Annotated in this window: 11 protein-coding genes; 3 read left to right on the forward strand and 8 right to left on the reverse strand. The window is 56.5% G+C overall.

Annotated features, from left to right (window positions below; translation table 11 throughout):
• Positions 1-67: 67 nt before the first annotated feature.
• The 3 genes from IM267_RS07655 (at position 68) to IM267_RS07665 (ending at position 3035) form a co-directional block, all read left to right on the forward strand.
• On the forward strand, positions 68-1063 hold the full coding sequence (locus IM267_RS07655; protein WP_193033111.1) for a peptidase U32 family protein: 996 nt from the start codon (positions 68-70) through the stop codon (positions 1061-1063).
• 7 nt (positions 1064-1070) lie between these two features.
• Positions 1071-1949: a U32 family peptidase gene (locus IM267_RS07660; protein WP_193033112.1), complete on the forward strand. Its 879-nt coding sequence runs from the start codon at positions 1071-1073 to the stop codon at positions 1947-1949.
• A 78-nt stretch (positions 1950-2027) separates the two neighbouring features.
• Entirely contained in the window at positions 2028-3035 is a 1008-nt protein-coding gene (locus IM267_RS07665; protein ID WP_193033113.1) for a luciferase-like monooxygenase, read from the forward strand.
• Positions 3036-3119: 84 nt separating this feature from the next.
• On the opposite strand, the gene mtr is transcribed toward IM267_RS07665, so the two are convergent.
• The 8 genes from mtr to rbfA all read right to left on the reverse strand — a co-directional run bounded on the left by mtr (position 3120) and on the right by rbfA (position 11738).
• Positions 3120-4364 (reverse strand): tryptophan permease, encoded by a 1245-nt coding sequence (mtr, locus tag IM267_RS07670; protein WP_064909999.1) that lies wholly within the window; start codon positions 4362-4364, stop codon positions 3120-3122.
• Positions 4365-4506: 142 nt separating this feature from the next.
• Entirely contained in the window at positions 4507-6402 is a 1896-nt protein-coding gene (locus IM267_RS07675) for a DEAD/DEAH family ATP-dependent RNA helicase (protein ID WP_063451052.1), read from the reverse strand.
• Positions 6395-6475: a protein YrbN gene (gene yrbN / locus IM267_RS07680; RefSeq protein WP_097397692.1), complete on the reverse strand. Its 81-nt coding sequence runs from the start codon at positions 6473-6475 to the stop codon at positions 6395-6397. Before yrbN ends, IM267_RS07675 begins: the two co-directional genes overlap by 8 nt.
• A gap of 108 nt (positions 6476-6583) precedes the next feature.
• On the reverse strand, positions 6584-7468 hold the full coding sequence (gene nlpI, locus IM267_RS07685; RefSeq protein WP_003861782.1) for a lipoprotein NlpI: 885 nt from the start codon (positions 7466-7468) through the stop codon (positions 6584-6586).
• A 110-nt stretch (positions 7469-7578) separates the two neighbouring features.
• Positions 7579-9717, reverse strand: a complete 2139-nt coding sequence (pnp, locus tag IM267_RS07690; protein ID WP_063451050.1) for a polyribonucleotide nucleotidyltransferase — start codon at positions 9715-9717, stop codon at positions 7579-7581.
• Positions 9718-9959: 242 nt separating this feature from the next.
• Positions 9960-10229, reverse strand: a complete 270-nt coding sequence (gene rpsO, locus IM267_RS07695) for a 30S ribosomal protein S15 (RefSeq protein WP_003861789.1) — start codon at positions 10227-10229, stop codon at positions 9960-9962.
• Between the two features lie 154 nt (positions 10230-10383).
• Positions 10384-11334, reverse strand: a complete 951-nt coding sequence (truB, locus tag IM267_RS07700) for a tRNA pseudouridine(55) synthase TruB (RefSeq protein WP_193033114.1) — start codon at positions 11332-11334, stop codon at positions 10384-10386.
• Complete coding sequence (gene rbfA, locus IM267_RS07705) at positions 11334-11738, reverse strand: 30S ribosome-binding factor RbfA (RefSeq protein ID WP_003861793.1); 405 nt, start codon at positions 11736-11738, stop codon at positions 11334-11336. Before rbfA ends, truB begins: the two co-directional genes overlap by 1 nt.
• Positions 11739-11789: the final 51 nt, after the last annotated feature.

Here is an 11789-nt window from a genome sequence, read left to right on the forward strand (position 1 = left end):
GTTAATTAAAATCCCAGCTCGTTAACATTTTTTACGATCCCTGCGATCGACAACATCGGGATAAATTATGGAGCTGCTCTGCCCTGCCGGAAACCTTCCGGCGCTTAAGGCGGCCATCGAAAATGGGGCCGATGCGGTCTATATCGGGCTGAAGGATGATACCAACGCCCGCCATTTTGCGGGTCTTAACTTTACGGAGAAAAAGCTTCAGGAAGCCGTCAACTTCGTTCACCAGCACCGCCGTAAGCTGCACATCGCCATCAATACCTTTGCCCATCCTGATGGCTATGCCCGCTGGCAGCGCGCCGTGGATATGGCAGCCCAGCTGGGCGCCGACGCGCTGATCCTGGCCGACCTCGCCATGCTTGAGTATGCGGCAGAACGCTATCCGCATATTGAGCGCCACGTCTCTGTTCAGGCATCGGCCACCAATGAAGAGGCCGTGCGTTTTTATCATCAACACTTTGACGTGGCCCGCGTGGTGCTGCCGCGCGTGCTCTCTATTCATCAGGTTAAGCAGCTGGCGCGCGTCACGCCAGTACCGCTGGAGGTTTTTGCCTTCGGCAGCCTGTGCATCATGGCGGAAGGCCGCTGCTATCTTTCTTCCTATCTCACCGGGGAATCGCCCAATACCGTCGGCGCCTGCTCACCTGCCCGCTTCGTTCGCTGGCAGCAGACGCCGCAGGGTCTGGAGTCGCGCCTGAACGATGTGTTAATCGACCTCTATCAGGACGGTGAAAACGCGGGCTACCCGACGCTGTGCAAAGGCCGCTATCTGGTGGACGGCGAACGCTACCACGCGCTGGAGGAGCCCACCAGCCTCAACACGCTGGAGCTGCTGCCGGAACTGCTGGCCGCCAATATTGCCTCGGTGAAAATCGAAGGCCGCCAGCGTAGCCCGGCCTACGTGAGCCAGGTGGCGAAGGTGTGGCGTCAGGCCATCGACCGCTGCATGGCAGACCCGCAGAACTACGCACCCCAGGCGGCCTGGATGGAGACGCTCGGCGCAATGTCCGAAGGCACGCAAACCACGCTCGGCGCGTATCACCGTAAATGGCAGTGAGATACCCATGAAATATTCATTAGGGCCGGTGCTTTACTACTGGCCAAAAGAGACGCTGGAAGATTTTTACCAGCAGGCGGCTAACAGCAGCGCCGATGTGATTTACCTTGGTGAAGCGGTGTGCAGCAAGCGCCGCGCCACCAAAGTGGGCGACTGGCTGGAGATGGCGAAAAGCCTCGCCGGCAGCGGTAAGCAGGTGGTGCTCTCGACGCTGGCGTTGGTACAGGCGTCCTCTGAACTGGGCGAGCTGAAACGCTACGTGGAGAACGGCGAGTTTCTGCTGGAGGCGAGCGACCTGGGCGTGGTGAACATGTGCGCCGAACGTAAGCTGCCGTTTGTCGCCGGGCATGCGCTGAACTGCTATAACGCGGTGACCCTGCGCCTGCTGCTCAAGCAGGGAATGACCCGCTGGTGTATGCCGGTGGAGCTCTCCCGCGACTGGCTGGCTAACCTGCTCACTCAGTGTGAAGAACTGGGCATTCGCAACAAGTTTGAAGTGGAAGTGCTGAGCTACGGCCATCTGCCTCTGGCCTACTCTGCCCGCTGCTTCACCGCGCGCTCGGAAGATCGTCCAAAAGACGAATGCGAAACCTGCTGTATTAAGTACCCGAACGGGCGCAGCATGCTGTCGCAGGAGAATCAGCAGGTGTTTGTTCTGAACGGCATTCAGACCATGAGCGGTTACGTCTATAACCTCGGCAACGAGCTGGCGTCGATGAACGGGCTGGTGGACGTGGTGCGCCTTTCGCCGCTCGATACCGGCGTGTTCGCGATGCTGGACGCCTTCCGCGCCAATGAAAACGGCGCGTCGCCGCTGCCGCTTGTGGCAAACAGCGACTGTAATGGCTACTGGAAACGCCTCGCCGGTCTGGAGCTTCAGGCGTAAAAAAGGCTCACTTTGTTAACAACGGTTAGTAAACTTTAATGCAGTATTAAAGATTCACCGTCGACAAAGTGAGCTGTTATGACTGATAAAACCCTTCCGTTTTCGGTGCTGGATCTGGCGCCGATCCCACAAGGCTCCTCGGCAAGAGAAGCCTTCACGCACTCTCTCGATCTCGCTCAGCTAGCCGAAAAGCAGGGCTATCACCGCTACTGGCTGGCGGAGCACCACAACATGGTCGGCATCGCCAGCGCCGCCACCTCGGTGCTGATTGGCTATCTGGCAGCGAATACCACTACTCTGCACCTTGGCTCCGGTGGCGTAATGCTGCCGAACCACGCCCCGCTGGTGATAGCCGAGCAGTTCGGGACGCTGAACACTCTCTATCCGGGCCGTATTGATTTAGGCCTTGGCCGCGCGCCGGGCAGCGACCAGCCGACCATGCGCGCCCTGCGTCGCCACATGAGCGGCGATATCGATAACTTCCCGCGCGACGTGGCGGAGCTGGTGGACTGGTTCGACGCACGGGATCCGAACCCGCACGTGCGTCCGGTGCCGGGCTACGGGGAAAAGATCCCCGTGTGGCTGTTAGGTTCAAGCCTGTACAGCGCGCAGCTCGCCGCCCAGCTGGGTCTGCCGTTCGCCTTCGCTTCCCACTTCGCACCGGATATGCTGCATCAGGCGCTGCATCTCTACCGCACGAATTTCAAACCGTCTGAACGTCTGGAGAAGCCGTACGCGATGGTGTGTATCAATATCGTTGCCGCCGACAGCAATCGCGACGCGGAATTCCTGTTTACCTCTATGCAGCAGGCGTTTGTGAAGCTGCGCCGCGGCGAGACGGGCCAGTTGCCGCCGCCGGTGGAAAATATGCATCAGCTGTGGTCGGCCTCCGAGCAGTATGGCGTGCAGCAGGCGCTGAGCATGTCGCTGGTGGGTGATAAGGCAAAAGTGCGTCACGGGCTGGAAGCAGTGCTTCGGGAAACGCAGGCGGATGAGATTATGGTTAACGGCCAGATTTTCGATCACCAGGCGCGTTTGCATTCGTTTGACCTGGCGATGCAGGTGAAAGAAGAATTGGTGGGGTAGTTCTTTGCCGGATGGCGGCTTCGCCTTATCCGGCCTACGCCATCCCTGTAGGCCCGGTAAGCGTAGCGCCACCGGGCTTTGTGTTTACTGGTACACAGGCAACAGGTTAAAGCTCGACAGCACGTGCACCACCGCGTTACCCACCCCAAAGACCAGGATCAGCGCAATCATCGGTTTACCGCCCCAGACGCGAAATTTAGGGCTGCCGAAGCGTTTACGTGATTTACGTGCCAGCAGCGCCGGCACAATCGCCGCCCAGATGGTGGCCGCCAGTCCGGCATAGCCGATGGCATACAGGAACCCGTTCGGCCACAGCAGGCCGCCGACAATCGGTGGCAGGAAGGTCAGCAGCGCGGTTTTGAAGCGCCCCATCGCAGAATCATCAAAGCCAAACAGATCCGCCAGGTAGTCAAACAGGCCCAGCGTCACGCCGAGGAATGAGCTCGCCACGGCAAAGTTGGAGAAGACCACCAGCAGCAGATCCAGGCTGCGGCTGTTCAGTACGCCGCTCAGGGCCTGCACCAGCACGTCGATGTTACCGCCCTTCTGCGCAATGCCGATAAATTCCGGACGCGGGATGTTGCCCATCGTCCCCAGCAGCCAAATCACGTACAGCCCCAGCGCCAGCAGCGTGCCGTAAATCAGGCATTTCACGATTGTGCGCGGATCTTTGCCGTAGTACTTCATCAGGCTCGGCACGTTGCCGTGGTAGCCGAACGACGCCAGACAGAACGGCAGGGTCATCAGCAGATACGGCGTGTAGGAGGTGTTCACTTCCGCGACGTTAAACAGCGTGGCGGGCGTGACGTGCCCCAGCAGGCTGCCGAAGGTCAGGAAGAAGGTGATGACCTTGGCGCCCAGCACGATCGCCGTCATGCGGCTCACCGCTTTGGTGCTCATCCAGACGATAAACGCCACGCCCAGCGCAAAGCACAGCCCCGCCAGACGCGCCGGAACGTTCAGCGACATCTCCGAAAAGGTGTGATGCAAAATCGACCCGCTCGCCGAAATGTACGCATAGGTCAGAATGTAGAGCACAAACGCGATGGACAGGCCGTTCACCAGGTTCCAGCCCTTGCCCAGCAGATCCCGGGTGATGGTGTCAAAGCTGGAGCCGATGCGGTAGTTGAGGTTGGCCTCAAGGATCATCAGCCCGGAATGGAGCATACAGAACCAGGTGAAGACCAGCGCCGCCAGCGACCAGAAAAACCACGCACCGGACATGACCACAGGCAGGGAAAACATCCCGGCACCAATGATGGTTCCGCCGATGATCACCACGCCGCCAAGCAGCGAAGGTGACGTTTGGGTGGTGGTTAGTGTTGCCATACGGCCTTTTCTCCAGTGAAAAATGTGGTTCTGCATGTTAGTGTGCTGCACTGTACCAGTACAAGAGTACAAAAGAAATAAAAAAAGCCCCGATAGCAACTATCGGGGCTGTATATTTTACTTTACGTCAGAAGCGAAAGGCTTACGCGTCACCGAAACGACGACGGCTGGCGCCTTCTTCACGGCGTGGACCACGGTTCTCACGGCGCTCGCCGGAGAAACGACGGCCTTCACCACCGCGACCTTCGCTGCGACCGCCTTCACGACGCTCGCCACCGAAACCGCGACCACCGCCGCGACGTTCGCCGCCGCGGTCAGGACGTGGCTGTGCATCGCCCAGCAGCTGCATGTTCATCGGCTTGTTCAGGATGCGGGTGCGAGTAAAGTGTTGCAGTACTTCGCCCGGCATGCCTTTTGGCAGTTCGATGGTGGAGTGGGTACCGAACAGCTTGATGTTACCAATGTAACGGCTGCTAATGTCGCCTTCGTTCGCGATTGCGCCAACGATGTGACGAACTTCAACACCATCATCACGGCCCACTTCAATGCGATACAGTTCCATGTCGCCTGCGTCACGACGCTCGCGACGTGGACGGTCTTCACCACCACGCTCTGGGCGGTCGCCGCGCGGACCACGGTCGTTACGGTCGCCACGACGTTCGAAACGATCGTCACGGTCACGGAACTCACGCTTAGGACGCATCGGTGCATCTGGCGGCACGATCAGGCTACGTTCGCCCTGCGCCATTTTCAGCAGTGCTGCGGCCAGGGTTTCCATATCCAGCTCTTCGCCTTCAGCGACAGGCTGGATCTGCGACAGCAGCGCACGGTACTGATCCAGATCGCTGCTTTCCAGCTGCTGCTGTACTTTGGCGGCGAATTTTTCCAGGCGGCGTTTGCCCAGCAGTTCTGCGTTTGGCAGCTCAGCTTCTGGAATGGTCAGCTTCATGGTGCGTTCGATGTTACGCAGCAGACGACGCTCGCGGTTCTCAACGAACAGCAGCGCACGACCTGCACGACCCGCACGACCGGTACGACCGATGCGGTGAACGTAAGACTCGGAGTCCATTGGGATATCGTAGTTTACAACCAGGCTGATACGCTCAACGTCCAGACCACGTGCTGCCACGTCGGTTGCAATCAGGATATCCAGACGACCGTCTTTCAGACGCTCCAGGGTCTGCTCGCGCAGGGCCTGGTTCATGTCGCCGTTCAGCGCGGCGCTGTTGTAGCCGCTACGCTCCAGGGCTTCAGCCACTTCCAGGGTCGCGTTTTTGGTACGCACGAAGATAATCGCCGCATCAAAATCTTCCGCTTCCAGGAAACGCACCAGCGCTTCGTTTTTGCGCATGCCGTATACAGACCAGTAGCTCTGGCTGATGTCCGGGCGAGTGGTCACGCTGGACTGAATGCGCACTTCCTGCGGCTCTTTCATGAAGCGGCGAGTAATCCGACGGATCGCTTCTGGCATGGTTGCAGAGAACAGAGCGGTCTGATGACCTTCCGGGATCTGCGCCATGATGGTTTCTACGTCTTCGATGAAGCCCATACGCAGCATTTCATCGGCTTCATCCAGTACCAGACCGCTCAGCTTAGAGAGATCCAGCGTACCGCGCTTCAGGTGATCCAGCAGACGGCCCGGCGTACCGACAACGATCTGTGGGCCCTGGCGCAGGGCGCGTAACTGCACGTCATAACGCTGGCCGCCGTACAGGGCTACCACGTTTACGCCGCGCATATGTTTAGAGAATTCCGTCATTGCTTCAGCAACCTGAACAGCCAGTTCACGGGTTGGAGCCAGGACGAGGATCTGCGGTGCACGCAGGTCCGGATCAATGTTGTTCAGCAGCGGCAGCGAGAATGCTGCGGTTTTACCGCTACCAGTCTGGGCCATGCCCAGCACGTCACGACCAGAAAGCAGGTGTGGGATACACTCAGCCTGGATCGGAGATGGTTTTTCGTAACCCAGATCGTTAAGGGCTTCAAGGATAGGAGCCTTCAGGCCCAGATCTGCAAAAGTGGTTTCGAATTCAGCCATGTAGTACAAGTGCCTCGATATTAATGGCGGCCAGTCTACTTAGCTCATCGTGAAAATGATTAGCAATTTTCATTGAAAAGTGTGAACCGGCTCAAATTAGGTGTATTGACGAACAACAACGCCCTCACCAGTGAAGGTGATGGCAATCAAAAAGATTACGGGCTGATGTTTATGTCGTCAGCTATTGCTGGTCCGATTCTGCCAGGTCGTCTTGCTCCTGGCCCAAGAGCGATAATTCCAACAATGCATAACGGTGCTCAACGAAGTTATGTACGTTGTTAGCAACCGCTAATTTGAACAGTGCCGTAGCGCTGTCCATATCCCCCAGACTTAGGTAGTACTTACCTAAATAGAAGTTGGTTTCACTGAGATGCTCAGCGAGCGAGGTGTTATCCGTTGCGTCCGCCTTGAGGCGTTCCATCAGCGTTGCTTCGCTAATGTTGCCCAGGTAGAACTCGACAATGTTCCATCCCCACTGTTCCTTATCCGATTTCTCGAAGCGCTGTTTTAGTGCTTCTTTGGCCTGCTTCTCATCAAGCTTCTGCTCAACGATGTAAAGCCACAGGCTGCGGAAAGGATCATTAGGATCGTCTTGATAAAACGCCAGCAGATCATCTTGCGCTAACTTATCACGACCGCCGTAATACAATGCGATACCGCGATTCAAGTGCGCGTAGTTGTAAGTTGGATCAAGCTCAAGTACAGAATCAAACGCTTCATAGGCAGCATCAAAATTGCCTGCCTGCGTTAAATAAATGCCTAAGTAGTTGAATACTTCAGGCATATCAGGTCGAATCGCCAGCGCTTGTGAAAAATCATTTCGCGCCAGTGCCCTCAGACCGAGACTATCATACAACACTCCGCGCTCATATAAAAGCTGTGCGCGTTCGTCATCGGTTAAAGCCCGACTGGCAAGTATTTGTTCCATGCGTGCCAGAATCACTTCCTGCTGCAAAGTCGGTTGCAATGGCACTGCGAGGACTTCGCTCTTACGCCAGGCAGAGTTGCTGCATCCTGCCAGCGTTAAAGCTGTCGCAACGAAACACCAGCGCAAAAAAGGCTTCATTTCCCACTCCCGAAGACAACTATTGGATGAACGTCCTGTCCCCCGGCGGCTTAACAAGGCGTCCTGCCTGATAATAAGCCCTCCGCCAGCGCGGAGGGCAAAGGGCAACCTTACTCGCCTTGCTGTTCAGCAGCCGGAGCTTCCGGCGCCGCAGCAGGCTGAGACTGCTCGGTTGCTTCTTTAATGCTCAGACGGATACGGCCCTGGCGGTCAACTTCCAGAACTTTCACCGGTACTTCCTGACCCATTTGCAGGTAGTCGGTCACTTTCTCAACGCGCTTGTCAGCGATCTGAGAGATGTGAACCAGACCTTCTTTACCGCCGCCGATGGCAACGAATGCACCAAAGTCAACGATACGGGTCACTTTACCTGCATAGATACGGCCCACTTCGATTTCTGCGGTGATCTCTTCGATGCGACGGATAGCGAATTTCGCTTTCTCGCCGTCGGTTGCTGCGATCTTCACAGTACCGTCATCTTCGATTTCGATGGTGGTGCCAGTCTCTTCGGTCAGCGCGCGGATAACAGAACCGCCCTTACCGATAACGTCTTTGATCTTGTCTGGATTGATCTTGATGGTGTGGATACGTGGCGCGAACTGAGAAATGTCGCCACGCGGCGCGTTAATCGCCTGTTCCATCACGCCCAGGATGTGCAGACGCGCACCTTTAGCCTGGTTCAGAGCAACCTGCATGATCTCTTTGGTGATACCTTCAATTTTGATATCCATCTGCAAGGCAGAGATACCGTCGCGGGAACCCGCCACTTTGAAGTCCATATCGCCCAGGTGGTCTTCGTCACCCAGAATGTCAGACAGAACAACGAAGTTGTCGCCTTCTTTCACCAGACCCATTGCGATACCCGCAACGGCGGCTTTGATTGGCACGCCTGCATCCATCAGCGCCAGAGAAGCACCACACACGGAAGCCATGGAAGAAGAACCGTTGGATTCGGTGATTTCAGACACTACGCGCACGGTGTACGGGAATTTGTCTGCTTCTGGCATCACTGCCAGCACGCCGCGCTTCGCCAGACGACCGTGACCAATTTCACGACGCTTCGGTGAGCCAACCATACCGGTCTCGCCCACAGAGTACGGAGGGAAGTTGTAGTGGAACAGGAAGCTGTCAGTGCGCTCGCCCATCAGTTCATCGATGATCTGTGCGTCACGTGCGGTACCCAGGGTCGCGGTTACCAGCGCCTGCGTTTCACCACGGGTGAACAGCGCAGAACCGTGAGTACGCGGCAGTACGCCAGTGCGCACGTCCAGACCACGAATCATGTCTTTTTCACGGCCATCGATACGCGGCTCGCCTGCCAGTACGCGGCTACGAACAACGTTTTTCTCGATAGCGTGCAGGATTTCGCCAATTTCGTTAGCGTCCAGCGTTTCGTCTTCGGCAACCAGGGTCGCGGTTACTTCAGATTTGATCGCATCAACCTGAGCGTAACGCTCCTGTTTGTCGGTGATGCGGTATGCATCGCTCAGACGAGATTCTGCCAGTGCCGCAACGCGTGCATTCAGCGCGTCGTTGGCCGCTTCTGGCTGCCAGTCCCAACGTGGTTTACCGGCTTCTTTCACCAGGTCGTTGATGTTCTGGATAACAACCTGCTGCTGCTCGTGACCGAACACCACAGCGCCCAGCATCTGGTCTTCGCTCAGCAGTTCAGCTTCGGATTCAACCATCAGCACAGCCGCTTCAGTACCGGCGACAACCAGGTCCAGCTTACTCTCTTTCAGCTCTTCCTGAGTTGGGTTCAGCACGTACTGGTCGTTGATGTAACCGACACGTGCGGCACCGATTGGGCCATTGAATGGAATACCAGACAGTGACAGGGCCGCAGAGGCACCGATCATCGCAACGATGTCCGGGTTAACCTGTGGGTTAACGGAAACAACGGTGGCGATAACCTGCACTTCGTTAACGAAGCCTTCCGGGAACAGCGGACGAACCGGGCGGTCGATCAGACGCGCAATCAGGGTTTCGCCTTCGCTTGGACGGCCTTCACGGCGGAAGAAGCCACCCGGGATTTTACCGGCAGCGTAGGTACGCTCCTGGTAGTTAACGGTCAGCGGGAAGAAGTCCTGACCTGGTTTAGCTTTTTTCTGGCCAACTACGGTAACGAATACCGCGGTGTCATCCATGCTTACCATAACGGCAGCAGTCGCCTGACGCGCCATCATGCCGGTTTCCAGCGTGACGGTATGTTGGCCATACTGGAATTTACGTACGATCGGATTCAGCAAAATTCTGTCCTTTCTCAAATGATTGTCAGCACACCTCTGGTGTGCTGACGATTTAACCCGACCTTCTTCGCATCCTCGCGACTAATGACAACCGACACCCCCCTGGGTGAAGCCTCTCATTAGCCGCGCGAACCTCTGCAATGAAGATCATTTATAGCAACAATACAATAGTTTCCATTGAATTGCTGCCGTCTGGTTGAAAAAAGGGGCCATCAGGCCCCCTTTTCTGAAACTCGCAAGAATTAGCGACGCAGACCCAGACGCTCGATCAGCGCGGTGTAGCGTGCAACATCTTTACGCTTCAGGTAGTCGAGCAGTTTACGACGCTGAGAAACCATGCGCAGCAGACCACGACGGCTGTGGTGATCTTTTTTGTGCTCTGCAAAGTGACCTTGCAGGTGGTTAATCTGTGCAGTCAGCAGTGCAACCTGAACTTCGGTAGAACCGCTGTCGTTAGTACCACGACCAAACTCAGAAACGATTTTAGCTTTAGCTTCAACGCTTAGAGACATTTTCAAACTCCAAAGTATAAAGAATGTAAGGATGCCGATCTCTAATTCAGCTATCCCATGTACGCCCCGCAAATTGTTAAACAATTTACCAGGCGTTAAGCGGCGATATTCTACTCGTCTCCCCTGCTTATCGCAAGGTGAGGCGTTATCACCGTCATGCTTCGACCGGATAGTCGACGACCAGACGACGCGGCGCCACGCGCCCTTCACCGTCCATTTCGCCCATTCCGATAAACTTGCCTTCATCCCCTTCCGTCACGCGAACCAGGCCCTCAAGCGGCGCCCCCGTTGTGCGGACCGGGTTTCCGTTCTTAAAGTAAACGGACGATGTTAAAGGAAGATTAACAATCGGGAAGTCCACTGCCGGGCTGTCCATTGGCATCAACAGCGGATCCAGCAGATCTGCCGGCGCAATTCCCTGTGCTTCCGCCTGTTCAACCAGCGCGCGCAGATGCTCAAGCGTCACCATGCGTTCGACCGGATATTTGCTGACGGCCAGACGACGCAGATAAATCACGTGCGCGCCGCAGCCCAGCTTTTCACCGAGGTCGTCAATGATGGTGCGAATGTAGGTCCCTTTCGAACAGTGGACCTCCAGCTCCAGCTCGTCACCTTCGTGGCGAATGAACAGCAGCTCATACACGGTAATCGGGCGGGCCTCGCGCGGAACGTCAATGCCCTGGCGCGCATATTCGTAGAGCTTCTTGCCCTGATATTTCAGCGCCGAATACATCGACGGCACCTGCATCGTGTCACCACGGAAGCTCTCCAGCGCGGCTTCCAGCTGCTCTGCGCTGAAGGTTACCGGGCGCTCTTCCACCACCTGACCGTCTGCATCGGAGGTATCCGTGCGCTGGCCCAGTCTGGCAATCACGCGGTAGCGCTTATCGGAATCCAGCAGGTATTGGGAAAACTTTGTCGCTTCCCCCAGACAGATCGGCAGCATACCGGTTGCCAGCGGATCCAGCGCACCGGTGTGCCCCGCGCGGTTGGCGTTATAAATACGCTTCACTTTTTGCAGCACGTCGTTGCTGGATGCGCCCTGCGGTTTATCCAGCAACAGCACGCCATGCACGTCACGACCGCGACGACGAGGACGACTCATCAGTCCTCCTTGCTGTCGTCCGCCGGGTTAACACGACGCTCGTCGTCATGTTTCACCACGCTGGTCACCAGGTTGGACATACGCATACCTTCGACCAGCGAGTTGTCGTAGAAGAAGGTCAGCTCCGGCACGATACGCAGGCGCATCGCTTTGCCAAGCAGAGAGCGGATGAAACCAGAGGCTTCCTGCAACGCTTTAATGCCGTTCTTCACGGCGTCTTCATCCTGGTCATTGAGAAACGTCACGAACACTTTGGCATACGCCAGGTCGCGGGACATTTCCACGCCAGACACGGTGGTCATCATTCCCACGCGTGGATCTTTGATTTCACGTTGCAGAATGAGAGCGATCTCTTTCTGCATCTCCTGCGCGACGCGCTGAGGGCGACCAAATTCTTTCGCCATAATAAATTCTCCAGACAAAAAAGGGGCTTAAGCCCCTTTTTAAAATTATTG

Source organism: Enterobacter cloacae complex sp. P15RS, from assembly GCF_014895905.1.
Classification (GTDB): domain Bacteria; phylum Pseudomonadota; class Gammaproteobacteria; order Enterobacterales; family Enterobacteriaceae; genus Enterobacter; species Enterobacter quasihormaechei.